General features: G+C 57.9%; 21 protein-coding genes. 9 read left to right on the top strand and 12 right to left on the bottom strand.

Annotation, left to right across the window (positions count from 1 at the left end):
- Positions 1 to 28: 28 nt before the first annotated feature.
- On the bottom strand, positions 29 to 1,339 hold the full coding sequence (locus tag GS646_RS17615; RefSeq protein ID WP_171188191.1) for an ammonium transporter: 1,311 nt from the start codon (positions 1,337 to 1,339) through the stop codon (positions 29 to 31).
- A 34-nt stretch (positions 1,340 to 1,373) separates the two neighbouring features.
- Positions 1,374 to 1,712 carry a P-II family nitrogen regulator gene (locus GS646_RS17620; protein WP_170537262.1) on the bottom strand — a complete coding sequence of 113 codons (339 nt, stop codon included), beginning with the start codon at positions 1,710 to 1,712 and terminating at the stop codon, positions 1,374 to 1,376.
- 258 nt (positions 1,713 to 1,970) lie between these two features.
- Here GS646_RS17620 and GS646_RS17625 point away from each other — a divergent pair, with 258 nt between their 5' ends.
- Positions 1,971 to 4,145, top strand: a complete 2,175-nt coding sequence (locus GS646_RS17625; protein ID WP_171648548.1) for a transglycosylase domain-containing protein — start codon at positions 1,971 to 1,973, stop codon at positions 4,143 to 4,145.
- Between the two features lie 53 nt (positions 4,146 to 4,198).
- Here GS646_RS17625 and leuB read toward each other — a convergent pair whose 3' ends face one another.
- The gene (leuB, locus tag GS646_RS17630; protein ID WP_171188188.1) at positions 4,199 to 5,302 is read right to left on the bottom strand and encodes a 3-isopropylmalate dehydrogenase; all 1,104 of its coding nucleotides are present in this window, start codon (positions 5,300 to 5,302) and stop codon (positions 4,199 to 4,201) included.
- A 91-nt stretch (positions 5,303 to 5,393) separates the two neighbouring features.
- On the opposite strand from leuB, the gene GS646_RS17635 reads away from it, so the two are divergent.
- Positions 5,394 to 5,921 carry a redoxin domain-containing protein gene (locus GS646_RS17635; protein WP_171188186.1) on the top strand — a complete coding sequence of 176 codons (528 nt, stop codon included), beginning with the start codon at positions 5,394 to 5,396 and terminating at the stop codon, positions 5,919 to 5,921.
- Between the two features lie 3 nt (positions 5,922 to 5,924).
- Here GS646_RS17635 and GS646_RS17640 read toward each other — a convergent pair whose 3' ends face one another.
- Complete coding sequence (locus tag GS646_RS17640) at positions 5,925 to 6,818, bottom strand: LysR family transcriptional regulator (RefSeq protein WP_171188184.1); 894 nt, start codon at positions 6,816 to 6,818, stop codon at positions 5,925 to 5,927.
- 84 nt (positions 6,819 to 6,902) lie between these two features.
- Here GS646_RS17640 and GS646_RS17645 point away from each other — a divergent pair, with 84 nt between their 5' ends.
- Positions 6,903 to 7,826: an epimerase gene (locus tag GS646_RS17645; protein ID WP_171188182.1), complete on the top strand. Its 924-nt coding sequence runs from the start codon at positions 6,903 to 6,905 to the stop codon at positions 7,824 to 7,826.
- Positions 7,827 to 8,017: 191 nt separating this feature from the next.
- Here GS646_RS17645 and GS646_RS17650 read toward each other — a convergent pair whose 3' ends face one another.
- The 6 genes from GS646_RS17650 to leuC all read right to left on the bottom strand — a co-directional run bounded on the left by GS646_RS17650 (position 8,018) and on the right by leuC (position 14,855).
- Positions 8,018 to 9,865: a dihydroxy-acid dehydratase gene (locus GS646_RS17650; protein ID WP_371732099.1), complete on the bottom strand. Its 1,848-nt coding sequence runs from the start codon at positions 9,863 to 9,865 to the stop codon at positions 8,018 to 8,020.
- Positions 9,866 to 10,031: 166 nt separating this feature from the next.
- Positions 10,032 to 11,060 carry an endonuclease/exonuclease/phosphatase family protein gene (locus GS646_RS17655; protein WP_171648550.1) on the bottom strand — a complete coding sequence of 343 codons (1,029 nt, stop codon included), beginning with the start codon at positions 11,058 to 11,060 and terminating at the stop codon, positions 10,032 to 10,034.
- Positions 11,057 to 11,887 (bottom strand): hypothetical protein, encoded by an 831-nt coding sequence (locus tag GS646_RS17660; RefSeq protein ID WP_171188178.1) that lies wholly within the window; start codon positions 11,885 to 11,887, stop codon positions 11,057 to 11,059. The genes GS646_RS17655 and GS646_RS17660 overlap by 4 nt, the downstream gene beginning before the upstream one ends.
- A 333-nt stretch (positions 11,888 to 12,220) precedes the next feature.
- Positions 12,221 to 12,826 carry a 3-isopropylmalate dehydratase small subunit gene (leuD, locus tag GS646_RS17665; RefSeq protein WP_170674438.1) on the bottom strand — a complete coding sequence of 202 codons (606 nt, stop codon included), beginning with the start codon at positions 12,824 to 12,826 and terminating at the stop codon, positions 12,221 to 12,223.
- 42 nt (positions 12,827 to 12,868) lie between these two features.
- Positions 12,869 to 13,414, bottom strand: a complete 546-nt coding sequence (locus GS646_RS17670; RefSeq protein WP_171188177.1) for an HdeD family acid-resistance protein — start codon at positions 13,412 to 13,414, stop codon at positions 12,869 to 12,871.
- A 37-nt stretch (positions 13,415 to 13,451) separates the two neighbouring features.
- Positions 13,452 to 14,855: a 3-isopropylmalate dehydratase large subunit gene (gene leuC, locus GS646_RS17675; RefSeq protein WP_171096597.1), complete on the bottom strand. Its 1,404-nt coding sequence runs from the start codon at positions 14,853 to 14,855 to the stop codon at positions 13,452 to 13,454.
- Between the two features lie 252 nt (positions 14,856 to 15,107).
- Here leuC and GS646_RS17680 point away from each other — a divergent pair, with 252 nt between their 5' ends.
- The 4 genes from GS646_RS17680 to GS646_RS17695 all read left to right on the top strand — a co-directional run bounded on the left by GS646_RS17680 (position 15,108) and on the right by GS646_RS17695 (position 17,986).
- The gene (locus GS646_RS17680) at positions 15,108 to 16,460 is read left to right on the top strand and encodes a mechanosensitive ion channel family protein (protein WP_171648552.1); all 1,353 of its coding nucleotides are present in this window, start codon (positions 15,108 to 15,110) and stop codon (positions 16,458 to 16,460) included.
- A gap of 164 nt (positions 16,461 to 16,624) precedes the next feature.
- Positions 16,625 to 16,984 carry a ribosome silencing factor gene (gene rsfS / locus GS646_RS17685; RefSeq protein WP_058276550.1) on the top strand — a complete coding sequence of 120 codons (360 nt, stop codon included), beginning with the start codon at positions 16,625 to 16,627 and terminating at the stop codon, positions 16,982 to 16,984.
- A 44-nt stretch (positions 16,985 to 17,028) separates the two neighbouring features.
- Positions 17,029 to 17,499 (top strand): 23S rRNA (pseudouridine(1915)-N(3))-methyltransferase RlmH, encoded by a 471-nt coding sequence (rlmH, locus tag GS646_RS17690; protein WP_171648554.1) that lies wholly within the window; start codon positions 17,029 to 17,031, stop codon positions 17,497 to 17,499.
- A gap of 1 nt (position 17,500) precedes the next feature.
- A complete protein-coding gene (locus tag GS646_RS17695; protein WP_171648556.1) occupies positions 17,501 to 17,986 on the top strand; it encodes a flavodoxin family protein in 486 nt (161 codons plus the stop codon).
- A 3-nt stretch (positions 17,987 to 17,989) separates the two neighbouring features.
- On the opposite strand, the gene GS646_RS17700 is transcribed toward GS646_RS17695, so the two are convergent.
- Both GS646_RS17700 and GS646_RS17705 read right to left on the bottom strand, forming a co-directional pair.
- Positions 17,990 to 18,367 (bottom strand): hypothetical protein, encoded by a 378-nt coding sequence (locus tag GS646_RS17700; protein ID WP_371732100.1) that lies wholly within the window; start codon positions 18,365 to 18,367, stop codon positions 17,990 to 17,992.
- A gap of 5 nt (positions 18,368 to 18,372) precedes the next feature.
- Entirely contained in the window at positions 18,373 to 19,083 is a 711-nt protein-coding gene (locus GS646_RS17705; RefSeq protein WP_171096663.1) for a DUF599 domain-containing protein, read from the bottom strand.
- A gap of 82 nt (positions 19,084 to 19,165) precedes the next feature.
- Here GS646_RS17705 and GS646_RS17710 point away from each other — a divergent pair, with 82 nt between their 5' ends.
- Entirely contained in the window at positions 19,166 to 20,605 is a 1,440-nt protein-coding gene (locus GS646_RS17710) for an FAD-linked oxidase C-terminal domain-containing protein (RefSeq protein WP_171648558.1), read from the top strand.
- Positions 20,606 to 20,666: 61 nt separating this feature from the next.
- Complete coding sequence (locus GS646_RS17715) at positions 20,667 to 21,785, top strand: FAD-binding protein (protein WP_171188164.1); 1,119 nt, start codon at positions 20,667 to 20,669, stop codon at positions 21,783 to 21,785.

A 21,785-nucleotide genomic window follows, 5' to 3' on the forward strand; every position in this document is an offset into this window, starting at 1 on the left:
CCGGGTTTTTTGTTGATTTAATAAGATCTTAGCCCTTCGAGAACTCAGGATAGGCTTCCATACCCAGTTCCGCCATGTCCAGACCATTGATCTCGTCTTCTTCGCTGACGCGAATGCCAACGGTGGCTTTCAGGATCGACCACAGGATCAGAGCGGCGACGAAGGTGAAGACACCGTAAGCCACGATACCGGTCAGCTGTGTGATCAGGCTGGCTTCTCCGTAGAAGATGACGGCGATGGTACCCCAGATGCCTGCGAACAGGTGAACCGGGATCGCGCCGACAACGTCGTCGATCTTGAACTTGTCCAGCATCGGAACCGCGAAGACCACGATGATACCGCCCACAGCACCGATCCAAAGCGCGCCGAACAGGGTCGGGGCCAGAGGTTCAGCGGTGATCGACACCAGACCGGCCAGCGCGCCGTTCAGCACCATGGTCAGGTCAGGTTTCTTGTACAGGACCTGTGTCATGATCAGGGCTGCGACAGCACCGGATGCGGCGGCCATGTTGGTGTTGGCGAAGATGCGCGATACGTCGGTTACGTCACCCACGGTGCCCATCGCCAGCTGCGAGCCGCCGTTGAAACCGAACCAACCCAGCCACAGGATGAAGGTACCCAAGGTCGCCAGCGCCAGATTTGAACCGGGCATCGGGTGAACTTTGCCGTCCTTGTACTTGCCGATACGTGGCCCAAGGATCAGACAGCCAGCCAGAGCGGCCCAGCCACCGACCGAGTGTACAACGGTCGAACCGGCGAAGTCGGAAAAGCCCATGGCGTCCAGCCAGCCGCCGCCCCATTTCCACGACCCCGAGATCGGGTACAGGATACCGGTCAGCACGACGACGAAGATCAGGAAGGGCCACAGCTTGATACGTTCAGCCACGGCACCCGACACGATCGACGCGGTTGCCGCCACAAAGACCAACTGGAAGAAGAAGTCCGAGCCGATCGAGGCGTAGTCCAGAGCTGCCTGAGCAGGGTCAACGCCAACCGGATCAAGCACGGTTGGGCCGCCAATGGCAAAGAAACCATTGAAGTCGCCCGGATACATCGTGTTGAAGCCAACCAGCCAGTACATGATCGCGGCAATGGAAAACAGCGCGATGTTCTTGATCATCTGCATGGCGACGTTCTTGGACCGCACAAGGCCGCCTTCCAGCATGGCAAAGCCTGCAGCCATGAAGAAAACCAGAAAGCCCGCCATCAGGAACAGCAGAGTGGTAAAGATATACTGGGTGTGCAGCGCAGCCTCGCCTTCAGCGGCTTCTTGCGCCAGACCCATCTGCGGCAGCACGACAAGCGCAGCGGCAGGGATGAGAGATTTCATCAGGTTCATTTTACTTCCTCGAATGAGTGTGGAGTGGCCGCGCTTACAGCGCTTCCTCGTTGGTTTCCCCGGTTCGTACGCGCAGGGCCTGCTCGACATCGAGGACGAAAATCTTGCCGTCACCGATTTTCCCGGTTTTGGCGGTGTTGGTGATGGTCTCGACGATCTGGTCGGCCATTGTTGCCGGCACCACGATCTCGAGCTTGATCTTGGGCACAAAGTTCACGGCGTATTCGGCCCCACGGTAGATTTCGGTGTGACCGGACTGTGAGCCGAAGCCCTTGATTTCGGTCACCATCATGCCGCGCACGCCAGCTTGGGTCAGTGCCTCGCGCACCTCCTCCAGCTTGAACGGCTTGATTGTCGCAATGATCAGTTTCACGTCTTTCCCCTCTGATTGTCCGGCGGGACCGGTTTGTTTGCACCTGCAGAAAAAAAGCGTGAGAGAGTGGTGTAAGAAACGGTGACGGGTCGTAATTGCGCAGCAAAATGGCGCGATGTTGCACAATTTTTGCACAAAACATGCAAGATGACCAAAAAACAGGCAAATTAATGAGGGGAAATTCCGGAAATTCGGACCTCTACATAGACGGGTCGCCGGGGTATGGTGGCGCAAAAGAACAACGGGCAGAGTTTGAGCATGACTGAGTCCAAGCGCCAGAAGCCGCGATTGGTTGCGGACAAAAGATACCCGTCCAAAGGGCGTAAACCGTCGGCGCCCAAGCGCCCGTCGGGTAAGAAATCGACTGCGCGCAAGACCACCACCCGCAAAACAACGCGAAAGACCAAACGCAAAAGATCGGGTGGAAACGGAGGTGGGTTCTTCCGTCGTCTCTTCCGCTGGATCTGGAGGCTAATCTGGGGTTTGACTTGGCGTGTGGGGGCAATAGTAGTCGCGCTGATCGCCTTGGCGGTCGGCATCGTCTATACAACTCTGCCCGACGTGGATGCCTTGTTGGACGGGCGCGCGCGCGGGTCAGTGACCTTGCTGGATCGCGATGGCAAGGTTTTTGCCTGGCGCGGGGATCAGTTTGGCGGGGTGATAACAGCGGATACAGTCTCGCCCCATCTGAAGAACGCGGTGATCGCGACCGAGGACAAGCGATTCTATCGCCATTTCGGTGTCAGCCCGCGCGGTGTGGCCAGTGCCGTACGCATCAACCTAAGCGAAGGGCGCGGGCCGTTGTCAGGCCATGGCGGGTCAACCATCACCCAACAGACAGCCAAGTTGCTGTGTCTTGGAGAGCCTTATGATCCGTCTGAATGGGAATCTGAAGCTGCTTACGAGGCCGATTGCCGCCAGGGCTCGCTTTGGCGCAAAGCCAAGGAAGCCGTTTACGCCATGGCGATGGAGGTCAAATACTCCAAGGACGAGGTTCTGACGATCTACCTGAACCGGGCCTTCTTGGGTGCAGGCGCGCGCGGGTTCGAAGCGGCCAGCCAGCGGTACTTTGGCAAATCCGCAGCCGAAGTTTCCCCTGCTGAGGCCGCGATGCTGGCCGGTTTGCTGGTTGCTCCCACGCGTTATGCACCGACGAATAACCTGCAACGATCTCAGGACCGGGCACGGCTTGTGATCGGTCTAATGGAGGACCAGGGCTATTTGACCGCAGCACAAGCCAGCGAAGCACGCACCAGACCGGCCGAGCTTTCAGAAGCTGCCGCTGCGCGCGCGGGCGGCTATTTCGCGGACTGGGTCATGGCAAGCGGGCCCGAGTTCTTTACGCGCAACACCACCGAGGATGTAGTGATCCGAACCACTCTGGATCAGCGTATCCAAACCTCCGCTGAAGAAGCGCTGAAGTTCATCTTTCAGGAAAAGGTGCGCGAAGGGTCCGAGGCGCAGGCCGCGATTGTCGTGATGTCTGCGGACGGTGCAGTGCGCGGCATGGTTGGTGGACGCAAGACGCGGGTTTCAGGTGCGTTTAACCGGGCGACACAGGCGTTGCGTCAGACAGGATCGTCTTTCAAACCGTTCGTCTATGCCACCGCGCTGGAGCTTGGGTATTCACCTTTGGATACCGTGATTGATGAACCTTATTGCGTGAACATTCCCGGTTCAGGTCAATGGTGCCCCAAGAACTACACCAACAAGTTTTATGGGCAGGTGACGTTGGCAGATGCGCTGATGAACTCTTTAAACATTCCGGCAGTGAAAGTAGCCGAGATTTCGGGTTTGGATAACGTCCGCACCGTCGCAAGCGGCTTTGGTATTGCCAGCGATCTGGCGCAGGGTCCGGCCTTGGCGCTGGGCGCGTCGGAAAGCACGTTGATCGAGATGACCGGAGCGTATGCCGGTATTCTGAACGGTGGGTCGGCAGTAGAGCCTTATGGCCTGACCGAACTGAAGCTCTTGGGTGATGACACGCCTGTCATGGTCACAACGACCGGTATTGGTGAGCGGGTCATCAACGACGCTGCCGCCAAACAGCTGACCTGGATGATGGAGCGTGTGGTGTCCGAAGGCACCGGCGGGCGTGCCAAGCTTCCGGGTTGGCAGGTGGCAGGCAAGACCGGAACAACACAGGCCGCGCGGGATGCGTGGTTCATCGGCTTTACGGCTGATTATGTAACCGGCGTTTGGATGGGGTATGACGACAACACACCATTGTCTGGCGTAACCGGGGGCGGGCTGCCTGCTGAAATCTGGAAAGAGACCATGCTGCGTGTCACCGAAGGGATGACGCCCACACCTTTGCCGATGATGGCACCGGAACCACCAGTTCAGGTTGCGCAACCACAGCCCCGGCGCAGGGGAGGCGGCTTTGCCGAGGATATCAATAACCTGCTGAGAAACATATTCGGCGGCAACTAACAAAAAAGGCGGTGCACCGGGCACCGCCTTTTGTCGTTCGTTTCTTGCGTGGTTTAGACGCTGGCATCCAAAGCTGCCAGGATCGCGTCACCCATTTCGGTGGTAGACACCGGTGTGACGCCTTCATCCGCCAGCAGGTCGCCGGTGCGGACACCATCAGCCAGAACTTTCTCGATTGCGGCTTCAAGGCGGTCTGCTTCTTCACCCTGATCAAAGCTGTACCGCAGCGCCATGGCAAAGCTGAGGATACAGGCGATCGGGTTGGCTTTGCCTTCACCCGCAATATCCGGGGCCGAGCCGTGCACCGGTTCGTACATTGCCTTCGGGCGGCCATTGGCCATCGGAGCGCCCAGCGAGGCTGAAGGCAACATGCCCAGAGAGCCCGTTAGCATCGCGGCGCAGTCGGACAGGATGTCACCAAACAGGTTGTCGGTCAGGATAACGTCGAACTGCTTGGGTGCGCGTACCAGCTGCATGGCGCCGTTGTCGGCGTACATATGGCTCAGCTCAACCTCGGGGTAGTCGGCGGCGACACGATTTACGACTTCACGCCACAGGATCCCGGATTCCATGACGTTGGCTTTTTCCATTGAGCACAGCTTTTTGTTCCGGCGCATGGCCAGTTCAAAGGCCGAGCGTGCGGCGCGTTCAATCTCGGATTCGGTGTAACGCTGAGTGTTGATGCCGACGCGTTCATTGCCTTCCTCAAAGATGCCGCGCGGCTCGCCGAAATAGACGCCCGAGGTCAGCTCGCGCACGATCATGATATCCAGACCGGCAACGATATCCTTCTTCAGCGACGAGAAATCGGCCAGCGCGTCAAAGCACTGGGCCGGGCGCAGGTTCGAATACAGGTCCATCTCCTTGCGCAAGCGCAGCAACCCGCGCTCGGGCTTGAGGCTGAAATCCAGATCGTCGTATTTCGGGCCGCCAACAGCGCCCAGCAGAACCGCGTCCACCTCTTGCGCTTTGGCCATCGTCTCATCAGACAGCGGCTTGCCGTGGGCGTCATAGGCGGCACCGCCGACCAGATCCTCGCTCACTTCAAATTGAAGACCGCGATTGGTGCTGAACCAATCGATGATTCTGCGCACTTCGGCCATAACTTCCGGGCCAATTCCGTCTCCGGGCAGGATGAGGAGCGAGGGGTTGGACATGAAGGGTCTCCTTGCGTTTTGTTGCACAGGCCCTAGCGTCTGCGGTGCATCGGGTCAATGAGACGAACCCGTCAAAACACGAGGAAAACACATGCTGACACCTGGAAACCCGGTTCCTGCGCTGAAAATCGAAACCGTGGCGCATGGCCGCTTCGATCTTGAGGCGGACAAGGGCGAAAACGGGACTCTGGTGATTCAATATCGCGGGCTTCATTGCCCGATCTGCATCAAGCAGATGACCGAGGTCGAGGCGGCGCTGGACGATTTTGCGGCGCTGGGCGTCGAGGTCATCATGATCACAACCGATACCGCCGAACGTGCCGCCGAAACAGCCGAGAAAGCCGGGGCAAAACGACTGCGCGTGGGTCACAGCCTGCCATTGGCCGCCGCGCGCGAGGATTGGGGTCTGAACATCTCGACCAAGCGCGAGGGCAGCGCCGAGCCGGACCTTTTCGCAGAGCCCGGTCATTTCTATATCGCACCCGATCAGACGCTCTATTACGCGTGGCAGCAAACCACACCGTTTGGGCGCCCTTCCATGGCGGATATTGCGGGTGGTCTGAAGTTCACACTGGGCAACAACTACCCTGCGCGCGGGACTTATACAGGGCCGCTTTGACCTTCAAAGACTGGCTTTGAGTCCTTCGGCCAAAAGATCCCAGACCCTGCGAATACGCGGGGTCTGGCGCATGGCTTGCGGCGCGGCCAGCCACACCGGCATTTTCTTGATCTCGACCCCAATATCCAGAATTTCGACCAGAGGATCGGCCTCGGCCACCTGAATCTGACTGAATCCCAGTCCGCAGCCTGCCCGGATCAATTCCCAATACACGGTCTGGTGGTCGCATCGGGTGGCAAAGGCATCGCGCCCAACGTTCCAACCCCTTTCCTGCATCGAAGCAATGATGCGGTCATCCGCATCAAACCCCACCAGATCATGCTGGAACACTTCTTCAGGCGAGGTCGGGCGACCTGCGCGATCCAAATAGCTTTTGGCGGCGCAAAAACATAACGAGATCTCACCCAGATGTCGGGTCAGAATGTCCATCTGCTCGGGGCGGTACATGCGCACGGCAATATCGGCTTCTCGGAACAGCAGGTTTTCGGTGGCGTCCGTGGCAACCAGTTCCAGCTGAATCGCAGGTTCCTGTTGCCGGATATGGGCCAGTATCGGCGGTAGGATGTGGTTCGATGCAAAGACCGACGCGGTAATGCGCACCGTTCCGTCCAACTGCTGCGACTGACCAGCTGCCGTCATGCTGAAGGCGTTCATTGCCGTGTGCATCTGTTGCGCCATTGGCAGCAATTGATGACCCACATCGCTTAGCTTTAGCCCTCTTGCGTGTCGTTCGAAAAGAGAAACCTCCAGCTCGGCTTCCAGGGTTTGAATCTGTCGTCCCAATGTGGGCTGGCTGCGCTCCAGCTGTCGGGCTGCGGCAGAAAGGGATCCGGTTTCGGCCACCGCCAGAAAGCTTTGAATCAGGGACCAGTCGGCATGTGTAAGGGCTTTGTCCATTCAAAAATGAATACATGATCTGCAATTTGGGGCAATTCCCTATTGCTTTCCTTAAGGTAATCTCTGCCCCAACAGGAGGGAGCCATGCCACAATCTGTACTTATTCTGGGGGCCACAGGCCGATTTGGTCGCAACGCCGCGTTGGCGTTTCGCAATGTGGGGTGGACCGTGCACAGCTTTGACCGAACGCGCGATACGTTGGAACAGGCTGCGCGCGGAGTGGACGTTATCGTCAATGGCTGGAATCCATCCTACCCCGATTGGGCGCGTCTCGTGCCGGGGCTGCACCAACAGGTGATTAAGGTGGCAGAGGAGACCGGGGCAACCGTTTTGGTGCCGGGAAACGTCTATGTCTTTGGACCTGAAGCACCGGGTCCTTGGTATGGTGGAACACCGCACAAGGCGCGCAACCCTTTGGGTCGTGTCAGAATAGAGATGGAGGAAGCCTATCGCCGCTCGACCGCGCGTACCATCATTCTGCGTGCCGGGGATTTCATTGACACATGTGCCTCGGGCAACTGGTTTGATCAGGTCATGATAAAACATCTTGCCAAAGGACGGCTAGTCTACCCCGGCAACCCTGACATCCCGCATGCATGGGCCTATCTGCCCGATCTTGCCCATGCCGCCGTGCTGTTGGCCGAAAAGCGTCATGAGTTGCCCCGGTTTTGCGATGTCCCATTCGAAGGTTACACCTTGACCGGATCACAGATTGCACGCGCGCTGTCGCGGGTCACAGGACGGTCAATAGCTGTGAAGCCAATGCAGTGGTGGCCCTTGCATTTGGCTCGACCATTTTGGCGTATGGCCCCGCACCTGGTTGAGATGCGGTATCTTTGGCAGGTGCCTCATCAGTTGGACGGCACGCACCTTACCGAGTTGCTGGGCGCGGTGCCGCAGACTGATTTGGATGTTGCCCTGTGTTCTGCGATTCCAACGCAGCTTGTAGCCCCACCGCCCGCGACCCGGTCCGTCGGCGGCGGTCTGTTGAAAGCTGCCAACAACTGACCTTCGTCGCGTTTACTTTGGACGGTGAGAGGTACGCGGCTCAAGAGCGCGCCAGACCTCGCGCTGCCAGTCCAATTGGCTGTGGCGGAGCGGCGGATGCCGCTACGAACAGTTTCCATGATTATTGGATCCGATCCTTCAACGGGTGAGCCAACACCCCAGAAGGATCAACCATCGCGTCGCCCGAGGTTTTATGACCTCGACCTGTTTGTCGGCAAAAACCCTGAGAGCTGTGGCTCACGAGGCGTGTTGACCCACAGCTCACGGTCCGGGTGCATACCGCCACCGCGCACAGCGGGCACGGCAGATGACCGCATCCGGTGCAAAAGGCGGGTATCCGCTGTACCGCAATTTGGATGGACGCCGCCGTTTCCAGCCACCTCGGCTTCCCAGCGCGCCTTGCGTTCAGCAACTACATTCGGGTCGTCCAAAACCGGCGCGTTCAGCTCGTTCAAATTCAGATCGGCAATGATCTCGTCGCCGCCTTCGACCAGAGCAATAGGTCCGCCCAGTGCCGCTTCTGGCCCGACATGCCCAATGACCAGCCCGACCGATCCGCCCGAAAAACGCGCGTCGGTCATCAGAGCCACCGTGATCCCCCGTTCGCGGCACAGGGTCGTGATCCGTGCTGTAGCGTCCAGCATCTCGGGCATGCCCGGCGCGCCTGACGGCCCTTCGTATCGCACAATGATCATATCATTGTCTTCAAATCCCATTGGGTTGGTGTCGAGCATCTCAAGCAGGCGGGCTTCGCCCTCGAACACCCTCGCTTTACCTCGGAACACGTTGTCCTCAAGTCCGCGCTCGACACCTGCAAGCTTCAAAATGGCGCTGAATTCCGGTGACAGATTACCGCCCAGAAGGCGCAGGCCACCCGTTTCTTTAAAGGGTGCTGACACAGGATAGATCACCGTGCCGTCCGGTGCGGCAGCGCCCAGACGTTCGACCTGTTCCGCCAGAGTTTCGCCAGTGCACGTCGGCGCGTCGCCATTGACCATGCCAGCGTCGATCAGTTCCTTGACGATCACCTGCACACCGCCGACCCTGTCGATGTCCACCATCGAATAGCGGCCGTAGGGTCGTGCGTCTGTCAGGACCGGAACAATTTTTTGAGACCATTCATTGAACTCTTCTGGCGTGACAATGTCTTTCCAGAAATTCGCGTAACCTGCTGCACGTGCGATCTCGGGCGCGTGCAGAACCACGTTGGTCGAGCCGCCGATTGCCATCGCAACAGTCAACGCGTTGCGCAGTGAGTCGCGCCCGACGATGTCGCGGGGTCGCGTGCCGTTTTCAATCAACTTGGCAAGGTAGCCTACCAACTGCGACGGAAACTCTGCCATGCGGCGCGGGTCGTCCGAAGGCGGTGCCACCATATGCAATGGCTGCATGCCCACAACGCCGATAAAGGTCTGCATCGTATTGTAGGTGAAAATCCCGCCGCACGATCCGATGCCGGGGCAGGCAAGGCAGGCGATGCGTTTGCGGTATGCTGCGTCCTCGCTCCCGGCGACTTGATAGGCGGCGATGATGTCCAGCATTTCGCCGGTTTCCGGGTCTTTCGAAGGATGAATGGACCCATCGGACATCATGATCGCAGGCTGGTTGTGTTCAAGCAAAGCAGCCAGCGTACCAACCGGTGGCTTGTCACATGCCACCACGGCAATTGTGCCCCCCAAGCCGGAGGCTGAGAGATGTTCGGAAAACACGTCGTTGGTCACTTCGCGCCCGATGAGTGAATAGCGCATTTCGCGCGTTCCATTACGGATGCCATCAGATGTCGCGATAGAGTATTCGGGCTGAACAAGACGCATGGCGATCTTGCCTGCGTCTTTGCCAATCTGGTCTCGCAGTGCTGCATGTATTGCTTCGACTTTGGGCTGCACGCCAAGATAGCACTGGCTGTCGCCTTTTGTGCCCACAACCCCAACAGAGGGCGCATGGATCAAATCCTCGTCCGTGCCAAGCTCGCGCGCAATGCCATAAGCCTGAGAGTTGCGTCCAGGATGGTCGTCGATCAGTACAGGATTCTTAGCCACGAGGTTCCTCCAATATCTACTTCTGAGCGGAACCTGTTTTTATCGGCTCCGCCAGTCAGTGTGCGCAGGCAGGTATGAAAGTTCTTAAGCAGTGAAACGCATACGAGTGGTTCCGTCAATGAAACTCAAATTGGCGTCGTTTGCTTAAAATATCTCGGGCCGTGTCTTACGGCAGTGTGACGTCGACCCAGACCAACCGGTGCCTGCTTGCTTGATCCGCGTACTCCCGCAGCGGTGCATCTTCCTTGGGCCATAGAACGCCTGAATCCAAGACACGCAGGTCGCGGGACGGCAAAACAAAATCAACGCGCATTTCACCCGTGGCTTTCCAGTCGACCGTTGCGGTTGACCCTGTTGGATCTGTTGGCAATGGGTCCTGTACAACGGGATTTTCCAAAAGGGTGTGAATGGCCTGTTTGTGGCCCTCGCCGCGCGACGGGTCCAGATTGGCATCCCCGGCGATGACGAAGGGATCTTTGGGAACCGGTCCCAAATCGCCGTTCAGCAGGACGGACCAGAACCGAATCTCATCCCTATTGCGCAGACCGTTGCGATCTTCTGGCCCATCGAAAACCGGGGGCGCCGCGTGAAAGGTCATCAGGTCGAGCCGCCCAAACGGGGTATCAATGGGCACCACCCAATGCGCGGTTGAAGACAGGCGTTGCGTTTTGTGCGCTGTTTCAGACGGGAAGGGGTGGTCATCCACAAAGGGTAAAACCGCGCCCGGAAGATCTTGCCAAAGCAGTTCAGAGAAATCCAAAACCTCGTCGGTTACGATTTCATAACGGGATAGAATCGCCAGCCCGCCCTGTCCGGTGAATTGGCCCCAACCCTGCGCGTCACCGGGGCCTTGTGTGCGACCGTCGCCGTCCAGATCCAGCGGTGTTTCCAAGCCAGCGTTGGGCCGCGCAGCATAGAAGTAGCCATAATCTACACCAGCATTGCGCAGTTTCTGGGACAAGGCTTGGATCGCGGCCCCTTCCAGATCCCAGTCGATACCTTGTAGGGCGATAATGTCAGGTCGTGCAGCTGAAATTACACTGACAACCGCAAGAACCTGCGGGTCATCCCTGCCAATGTCCCGCAGCAAAAGCGCGGGGCCTTTTCGGCTAAGTTCGGTATTGTAGGTGGCGATGCGCACGACTTCTGCCTGCGCCGCGAACGGCAACAGAAACAGGACAAGTGCGCGGATCATGCGGCCTGTGTTGTCTCGCTTGTTGAATAAGCACGGCGCTTTTCAACGATCAGACCCGCGATACGCAGGGTTGCGACACCGCGCATGATCATGCTGGCGGGCAGGAAAGCCCAAGCGCTCATCGTCCAGATCAGTGTCTGGGGATTGTTCAGAGATATAGGGGCGATCACGCTGCTCATCAGTTTGATGACGGCCGGAATGAGGAAGGGCAGCAGAATGCCGATACAGATGTTCAGGCGGCCATCTCGTTGCAGTCGGGTAACGACATCTCCGCCTATGGTGGGGTCAAACAGTGGAAGGTTCGTCCACACGTTGAAGGCCCCATTACCGGTTGGCCATCCACGAACTTTGACCGCATATGCAAAGCTGGCGATGGTCACCAGAGCCGCGACATAAGCTACGCCGGCTGTAACCCGGACCAGTTCGATCAGCGACTGGCTGGCATCCGCTGGCAGCATTAGCACGATCAAGCGCACCGGTGAATAAGGGAAGTCCACCACATTGGCGACCGCAACACCGACGCCATAAGCGAATGCTGTCAGTTCGGTTGGATCAAAAATGTTTTTGCAGATCAGTGTAAGGAACGTGACCATCGACATCAGGCCAACAAACCGGAGTCGGTTTACCGGCGGCGCATCGCGGAATTCGATAAAGCTGGGAAAGGCCGAGTTATACTCGGCGAACGTCAGTATGAACGCGAGGATCGCGAGGAAGACCAGAATCTCGGTCCCATTCGTCGATGATACAGGCAGGTACAACGCGGGAGTCAGCACCATCAGTGCCACAAGTACTCCGCGTATCGCCGCCCCTGTTGTGCGTGCAATCACATTCCGAACCCTTTTTCAAACCAGACCAGCCGATCTTTGCCGACTTGAATCCAACTTGTGCCCGTCTCCTCTCGTCTTTGCGACGGATGCCTCGTTAGCGCCAAGATGGACGATAAGCGGCATTTCGCTCAAGACAGGGTGCAGAAAACACGTGATTTCGGGCAAAAAGATGGCGCAACTGGTGCGGGATTGCATCAATTTGGACGCAAATCCGACGTGTATCTCAAAATGAGACCAAGATGTTGTGGTTGTTCAAAAATCAACCCCAAGAATGAGAAAGGGGCCGCCTAGGCGACCCCGTTAGGTTGAGTATCCACAGATTCGCCCCCAGAATCAGACCCAGGGACGGGCTTGACTGGCGTGATCTTCGAATTTGTCGATGTGGTGGTCTTTTTCCATTGTCAGGCCAATATCGTCCAGACCGTTCAGCAAGCAGTGCTTGCGGTGCGGGTCGATGTCGAATTCGATCACCACTCCGTCCGAAGTGGTGATCTGCTGATCTTCCAGATGAACGGTCATGCGGGCGTTTTCACCCTTGTGCGCGTCTTCCATCAGAATCGCGTGATGCTCTTCCTCGACCACGATGGGCAGGATGCCGTTCTTGAAGCAGTTGTTAAAGAAGATGTCGGCAAAGCTGGTCGAGATCACAACCTTGATGCCGAAATCCTTGATCGCCCAGGGCGCGTGTTCGCGGGAAGAGCCGCAGCCGAAATTATCGCCAGCGACCAGAATCTCGGTCTGGCGATAGGCGGGTTTGTTCAGAACGAAATCTTCGTTTTCGCCGCCATGATCATGGTAGCGCATTTCGTCAAACAGAACGACGCCCAGGCCGGACCGTTTGATGGTTTTCAGGTGCACTTTGGGAATGATCATATCCGTGTCGATATTGATCAATGGCATTGGGGCGGCCACCCCGTGGACTTTTTCAAACTTTTCCATGTTCACACTCCTGCGAGAGAGGGCCGCGCCCGTGTCCCGCGTTTAAGCTTCTTTTGTTTCGTCTTTGGGTGCGTTCTTGACGAAGAACGCCATGAAGACCAATCCGAACCCGTTGAACAGCATCTCGATGCCCAGGAAGATCCCCAGTATACTCAGCAATGCCTGTGGCTCCTGCCCGACATAGCTCCAGATGATACCGGCAAGGATGATCGACAAGATGCCCGAGATCATCGTGGGCCAGAAAAACTGTGTTCCTTTCATCTGGAACGACAGAATGACCCGCGCGATGCCGCCTGCCATGAACAGGATCAGCATCACGGTCGCCAGCGTCAGCGTGCCTTGCAGCGGGTGATCCAGAAAGGACCAGCCCAGAAACAGCATGACTGCACCCATGATGAGCGACAGGATCTTGTTGCCGGTGCCTTCAACGGTGAAACCGCCGACAACCTGCAAGGCGCCCGAGATCAGAAGCAACGCTCCTGTCACGACCGTAACGGCCACAGACGCCACAATTGGCGCGCCCAGCACAAAGATGCCGAACGCTATGGACAGAAGCCCCAGCAGGAGCCATTTGATCCAGTCACTCATGTTTTCAATCCCTCAAATATCTAGATATGAGGGCAGCTTACATCAATTCACGGACGTCTGTCAGCCGTCCTGTGATTGCCGCTGCGGCAGCCATCGCAGGGCTCAGCAGGTGGGTCCTACCACCACGGCCCTGGCGGCCTTCGAAGTTGCGGTTCGATGTCGCGGCACAGCGCTCGCCGGGTTGCAACTGGTCGGGGTTCATCGCCAGACACATCGAGCATCCGGCCAGACGCCATTCGAACCCGGCCTCTTTGAAGATTTCGGCCAGACCTTCTTCTTCGGCCTGCGCACGAACCAGACCCGAACCGGGCACGACCATGGCGCGCATCCCGTCCTTGATCTTTTTACCTTTCAGAATCTCGGCCGCGGCGCGCAGGTCTTCGATGCGGCCATTGGTGCAGGACCCGATAAAGACGGTGTCGATTTCCACATCGCTCAGCTTTTGACCGGCTTCGAGACCCATGTATTCGATAGAACGGCGGGCCGCATCCACCTTGCCGCCTTCGAAGTCTTCGGGGTGAGGCACAGAGGCGGTAATCGGCAGCACATCCTCAGGGCTGGTGCCCCAAGTCACAACCGGAGCGATATCCTCGCCGCGCAGGGTGATGACCTTGTCGAAATGCGCGCCTTCATCGGTATAGAGCGTTTTCCACCAGTCCATCGCAGCTTCCCATTGTGCGCCTTTGGGGGCGTGCGGACGGCCTTTGACGTATTCGAACGTGGTCTCATCCGGTGCGATCAGGCCAGCGCGGGCGCCGCCTTCGATGGCCATGTTGCAGACCGTCATACGGCCTTCCATCGACAGATCACGGATCGCTTCACCGCAATATTCGATGACATAGCCAGTACCACCTGCGGTTCCGGTCTCACCGATCACAGCCAGAGTGATGTCTTTGGCAGTCACGCCCGGCTGCAGTTTGCCGGTGATTTCCACCTTCATGTTCTTGGATTTTTTCTGGATCAGAGTCTGTGTGGCCAGAACATGTTCGACCTCGGACGTGCCGATACCGTGGGCCAGTGCGCCAAACGCACCGTGGGTCGCGGTGTGGCTGTCGCCGCACACAACGGTCATGCCGGGCAGGGTCCAGCCTTGCTCGGGGCCGACGATATGCACGATGCCCTGACGGACGTCATTCACCGGGTAATAGTGAATGCCGAAATCCTTGGCGTTCTTGTCCAGTGCTTCGACCTGGATGCGCGATTCCGGGTTTTCGATCCCGTTCACGCGGTCCGGTGTGGTCGGAACGTTGTGATCCGGCACGGCAATGGTCTTTTCCGGTGCGCGTACCTTGCGGCCTGCCATGCGCAGCCCTTCAAAGGCTTGCGGGCTGGTTACTTCGTGCACCAGATGGCGGTCGATATAAAGCAGGCAGGTGCCATCATCGGCTTCGTGCGCGACATGGGCATCCCAGATCTTGTCATAGAGTGTTTTGGGGGACATGTGTCCTCTCCCGTATGTAATGAGAAATAGCTGGCGAGTTGGCTCAGGCGACAGATAGGCGGGCTAGAACCGTGCGGGCGGCCCCAAAGAACCGTTCACGCAGGCGCGTGCGGTCTTGCAGTTTCGGAGCTGGGGCCAAAGTGACTCTCATGCGCACCAGATATATCGGGCTTTGCCGTCAATCAAGGTTCAATCCGGTACCCGGCTGGCACTGGGCTTGCATCACCGGGCAACGCTGTTCAAGCTGGGTTTATGAATCAAGACCTGTTCCCCAGCTCGCTGTCGGACCTCTATGACAACATGGTCGCGGGCTTTTTCGTGCAATTCGAAAATCTTGTCGAACTGATTGTGACGCCGGGCTGGCGGCAGCATCAGCTGGTCATCATCCTGGCGCTTTGGGCGTTGGCTTATGTCTTGAAGCTGGTGACCCAAACCCGGTGGGAGGCGTGGGCCCGCGCCCGCGAAGGATGGCCGAAGTGGCGGTTGCGGATGTTGGTGCAACTGATGCAGCGCCTGACGCTGGTCTATTTCGTCATTATGTCCTGGGCGCTGTATTTGCTGATGCAGCAGATCACGTGGCCATCGCGCAGTTATATCATCGGGGTTGTGGCGACTTTGGCGCTTGCGTGGCTGGCGATTGCGCTGGTGGCCCGTCTGGTGCGCAATCGGACCCTGCGGCGCATGTTCAAATGGGCGATGTGGGTCTATGCAACGCTTATTGCGCTGAATCTGACCGATGACGTGGCCGAGTTTCTGGACGGGGTGGCGATTTCCATTGGCGATCTGCACATCTCGGCACTGGGGATACTCAAGGCAGTTCTGCTGATCGGCATCTTGCTGACACTGGCCCGTATCGGCACCCGTGCCGCCGAGCGCGGGTTGATGAGCAATGACGACATCACGCCATCGATGCAGGTGCTGCTGGCAAAGGGCATTCAGGTGCTGCTGTATGGGGCGGTCTTTATGGTCGCCATTCGCACGCTGGGATTTGACCTTACCGGTATCGCCCTGCTGTCCGGTGCAATCGGCGTGGGGATCGGGTTTGGTCTGCAAAAGGTGGTATCGAACCTGATTTCGGGGATCATCATCCTGATGGACCGGTCGATCAAACCCGGTGACGTGATCTCTCTGGGCGATACCTTCGGTTGGATCAATGCGCTGGGCGCGCGCTATGTCTCGGTCGTCACGCGGGACGGGCGCGAATACCTGATCCCGAACGAGGACCTGATTACCAATCAAGTGGTGAACTGGTCTCATTCCGACAAATTCGTGCGGCTGGATCTGGATTTTGGCACCAGCTATGACGACGACCCCCATCATGTGCGTGCGACAGCGATCAAAGCGGTCAAAGCGGTGACCCGGGTCCTCAGCGGAGGCTCGCACGAGCCGGTCTGTCACATCACCGGGTTCGGCGATAGCAGCGTGGACTACGTTCTAAGGTTCTGGATCAGCGACCCGACCAAGGGCCTGACCAATATCCGCGGCAATGTCTATCTTGCGCTATGGGACGCATTTAAGGATGAAGGCATCTCGATCCCCTTCCCGCAGCGCGAAGTTCGGTTGCTGCCGAACGGCGCAGAGCAGCAACAGATCGCCAAAGAGTGAGCGAACGTGCGGGCACCTGTCTGGCCTTTCATTGAAATGTTGCAATCCCCTTGTTACCTTATTAGTACCCCGGCGCCGGGGTTTCATGGCGCGCAGCAAAGGAGGACTATGTCCTGTCTCTACATACACAGGCGGGTTTGCCCGCCGATGAAGGGGTCAGTGTAATGGCCCACTCTCAGTCAATCAGCGACAAGCTGCTTGAGCGTATCCTTTCCTCACTATCCGACGACAAGGCCGAAGACGTCGTGCAGATCAACCTGCAGGGAAAGTCTTCTGTCGCAGATCACATGGTGATCGCATCGGGCCGGTCGACCCGGCAGGTCTCGGCCATGGCGGAAAAACTGACGGATCGCATCAAGCAGGAATTCGGTTTCACCTCGAAGGTTGAAGGCAAGGATGCCGGCGACTGGGTGTTGATCGATACGGGCGACGTGATCGTCCATATCTTCCGCCCCGAAGTGCGTGAATTCTATCAGCTGGAAAAGATGTGGCTGCCTCAGGGCGGCAGCGCCTCGGCGAACTGAGGCGCCATCCCGGCCCGTATTGAGGGGCCGGAGGCGAGAGAGATATGCGTATCAGCATAGTTGCGGTCGGGCGAATGCGCGCCGGGCCCGAGAAGTCCCTGCTTGACGATTACCTGACCCGATTTGACCGGACCGGCCGCTCGCTGGGCCTTGGCCCCGCTCGTGTGATTGAGGTCGAAGACAAGAAAAATGCAGGCATGGGGGCCGAGGCAGCGCTGCTGCGCAAAGCGCTGCCCAAAGGCGCAGTGAACTGTACCTTGGACGAACGCGGACGGGTTATGTCCTCACCCGAATTTGCCAAGAAACTGGGCGGTTGGCGTGATGCCGGACGGCAGGATCTGGCATTGATCATTGGCGGAGCGGACGGAATAGACCCTAATCTGCGGGCCGAGGCCGATTTTTCCATCTCATTTGGGTCAATGGTCTGGCCCCATATGCTGGTCCGTGTGATGCTGGCCGAGCAACTTTATCGGGCCGCAACCATTCTGTCGGGCGGCCCTTATCACCGGGTCTGACATGGAGCAGCTTCTGATCGTTTACCATTCGCGCACTGGTGGCGCCCGGCAAATGGCCGAAGCGGCAGCAGAGGCCGGGCGAGACGAAGCAGATGTTGTTCTGAAATTCGCGGATCAGGCGGGACCTGAGGATTTGCTTGCCGCTGATGGCTATATCTTCTGCGCGCCTGAGAATTTGGCGGCGATTTCGGGTCTGATGAAAGAATTTTTCGACCGTAGTTACTATCCTGTCTTGGGTAAGCTCGAAGGTCGACCTTATGCGCAAATGGTCTGTGCAGGGTCCGGCGGTGAAAACGCCGCGCGCCAGACTGCGCGTATCGCGACCGGCTGGCGGTTGAAAGAGGTTCAGCCACCTTTGATCCTTTGCACATATGCACAAACGCCCGAAGCTATTTTGGCCGAAAAGACCATCCCTGAAGAACAGCTTGAGAAATGCCGCGAGATCGGGGCCGCGATGGCTGCAGGCTTGGCCCTTGGTGTGTTCTGAACTTCAGTTCAGGTCAATCACCGTTGTGTCTTCGGCCCAGCCGCCAACACTGTCACGGGCCTGAATCTGGACCTGTGCGATGCCTTCGGGTATTGCCACGCCGCTCAGCGAGCGGGTGAAGGGCTGCTCATCCACATGCGGATGATGCAGGACACGCATCCCAAGTTCGTTCCCGTCCATGTCCAGCACACGCCAGCCATCGGCGTAGTCATCCCATCCGGTATCGGGATGACGGATCGTAACGTCGAAGCGCCATGTGTCGCCGCTGCGGGTGGCCGCGACTTTTTCGATCGTTGGGGGGTCGGCAAAAGCAGGGCTGGCCAGGAAGGCGCTGAGAATCACATATCGCATGGCGCGAATGTACGGGTTATCGCGGCGCATCGGGATCACGTCTCTGTGTAAGGGGATTGGGATATCAGTATTGTTCGGGACTGCGAAGCAAACTCGCGTCGATACAAAACACCGAACGTGATTATGGTGCTCAGCATCAAAGCGATTGGCCCGAGGAACCATGCTAATGAGGCCAGCGCAAAATAGGTGGCGCGCAGGCCACGGTTAAAGCTGCGGGCGGCTGTGACGCAAATTTCGGCCGATTGGGCGGCGCGTGGGTACGCCTGCGGGTCTTCGGGATCGTTCGGGACCGAGGCCATCAACACAGCACAATAGCCAAACAAGCGATGCGCCCAGACATATTTCAGGAATGCGTTGGCCAGCAGAAGTACGACAACAAGTATCTTGATTTCCCACACCAAAGCGGGCGCGCTGCCTATCGCGAGGTCACTGGCCACCCCGGCAAGTCGCTCGGTATTACCCAGCAGGGCCAGCCCGCCGCCGATGGCAATCATAGTAGTGGATGCAAAAAACGTGCTGCCTTGACGCATGGCGGCTACAACCTGTGCATCAAACATGCGCGGCTGACGCGTCACCATCTCGCGCATCCAGTCGCGGCGGTAATTGTCCATCATTTGCGAGACAGATCGCCTCTGTGGCGACGGATGTTCGATCTTCCACCCTATCCACAGCCATGCGCCCAGCAGCAAGCCGAGGGCGGCGTAATCCAGAGGGGCAAACAAAGCGGCACGTTCGATCCAGGTCATGGGCGTGACACTAAAACTGAACGGAAGAACTTGCCAGATCATGAAATTGGTAATATTATTTTACCAAATTGGAGGACCAGCGATGGAAATGCCCCAACCAAATCCCGATGTTCTTGCCCGCAAGCAAGCCGTTCTGGCGCGCTTGCAGCAGGTTTTGCCCGAAGATGCTGTGATTCACGATCCGGCTGAGACGAGGGCTTATGAATGTGACGCGCTGACCGCCTATCGCTGTCCACCGATGCTGGCTGTTCTTCCGTCATCGACGCAGGAAGTGTCCGAAGTCCTGCGAATCTGCCATGAGGAAGGGGTTCCTGTGGTGCCACGTGGTTCCGGCACGTCGCTGGCGGGTGGGGCCTTGCCTACGGCTGATTGTGTCATTCTGGGTGTCGCGCGAATGAATGACGTTCTGGAAACCGACTATGACAACCGGTTCATCCGCGTCCAGACCGGTCGTACCAATCTGAGCGTGACCGGTGCGGTCGAGGAAGAGGATTTCTTTTATGCGCCCGATCCGTCATCGCAATTGGCCTGTGCCATTGCGGGCAATATCGCGATGAATTCGGGTGGCGCGCATTGCCTTAAATATGGTGTGACCACGAATAACCTGCTGGGCGTGACCATGGTGATGATGGACGGCAGTGTCGTGGAAATCGGCGGCGCGCATCTGGATGCCTCTGGCCTGGACCTGCTGGGTGTTATTTGTGGCTCAGAGGGGCAGCTGGGCGTGGTGACCGAGGCCACGCTGCGCATTCTGCGTAAACCCGAAGGGGCGCGGCCGGCTCTGATGGGGTTCGACGACAATGAGGTCGCGGGCCAATGTGTCTCTGACATTATCAAATCGGGCATTTTGCCAGTAGCGATTGAATTCATGGACACGCTTTGTATCAGAGCCTGTGAAAATTTTGCTCATGCAGGGTATCCCGATTGTACCGCCTTGCTGATTGTCGAGGTCGAGGGCTCGGAGGCCGAGATCGACTATCAGTTGGCGAAGATCATAGAGATCGCCAAGCGCCACAATCCCGTTGAACTGCGTGAAAGCCAGTCGGCAGAGGAAAGCGCGAAGATTTGGCTGGGTCGCAAATCGGCTTTTGGCGCGATGGGGCAAATGAACGATTACATGTGTCTGGACGGCACCATCCCGGTATCCTCCTTGCCCGAGGTTTTGCGCCGGATCGGAGAGTTGAGCGAGGAATACGGCCTGCCCGTGGGCAATGTCTTCCACGCGGGTGACGGTAATATGCACCCCTTGATCCTGTTTGACGCCAACAAACCGGGCGATCTGGAGAAATGCGAAGCGTTTGGGGCAGATATCCTGAAGCTGTGTGTCGATGTAGGCGGATGCCTGACCGGAGAACATGGTGTCGGCATCGAAAAGCGGGATTTGATGGCGCATCAGTATGCGCCAGCTGATCTTGAGGCGCAGATGGCGATTAAAGATGTGTTCGATCCGCAGTGGTTGTTGAATCCCGCGAAGGTGTTCCCCTTGGACGCATCCGAGGCGCGACGCCTTGCGGCGGAATAGGGGCTCTGCCCCAATCGCGCAGGCGCGATTTCCCCGGAGTATTTATGAAAAGATGAAGCACATGAGACCTGAGACGGAAGACGAATTGGCGGACCTGGTGGCCGGGTTGAACGGGCCGGTTCGGATAGCTGGGGGCGGTACACGCGGTGTGACCGGGCCGGGCCTTGAATTGAACGTTTCCGGGCTGAGCGGTATCACCCTTTATGAACCCGGTGCCCTTACACTTGTGGCCAAGGCAGGTACGCCGTTGGCCGAGATTGAGACCGCGCTGGACGCAGAAGGGCAACAACTGGCGTTTGAGCCGATGGACCATCGGGGATTGCTTGCAACTTCGGGTGAACCGACCATCGGTGGTGTTGTAGCGGCAAACGTATCTGGGCCGAGGCGGATACAGGCCGGGGCGTGTCGGGATTTTCTGTTGGGCGTTCGCTTTGTCGACGGGCGCGGTCATGTGGTCAAGAATGGCGGACGGGTGATGAAGAACGTTACCGGTTATGATCTGGTCAAGTTGATGGCCGGGTCATGGGGCACCTTGGGTGTGTTGACCGAGGTTTCGCTGAAAGTGCTGCCCAAGCCAGAGGCCGTTGCGACGCTTGTTTGGGAGGACCGCGGATGGGTCGAGACGTCCAAACTGTTTTGTGACGCGTTGGGATCACCATACGAAGTCAACGGTGCGGCTCGGTTGCCCGAGGGCGGCGGCAAGCCGTCCCGGACGGTGCTGCGGATTGAGGGCTTTGACCAATCGGTCGAGTATCGCATTGCCAAGTTGCAGGAGTTTTTTGCGGAAATGAAGCCGGATCAGGTTGTCACTGATGCGGCCGAAAACACCGCTATTTGGCGCGAAGTGCGTGATATTGAGCCTTTTGCCGACAAACCGGGCAATGTCTGGAAAACTTCGGTCAAACCGACTGACATGAGACGTGTGGTCGGTGACGCTAACCCGAATAGGGTCGTGGATTGGGGTGGGGGTCTGATCTGGACTTTGGCCCCGGAAGGCACTGATCTGCGATCTGAACTGAGTGATGTTGAGGGATATTCGACCCTAGTGCGCGCAGACCCGGACCAGATGCAAATGCTGGGGCGGTTTCAGCCGGAAAAAGCTGCTGTTTCTGCTCTAACACAAGGGATACGGGCAAGATTTGACCCGCGATCTGTGTTCAATCCGGGGCTCATGGGGTAG

Source organism: Ruegeria sp. HKCCD4315, from assembly GCF_013112245.1.
Taxonomy (GTDB): domain Bacteria; phylum Pseudomonadota; class Alphaproteobacteria; order Rhodobacterales; family Rhodobacteraceae; genus Ruegeria.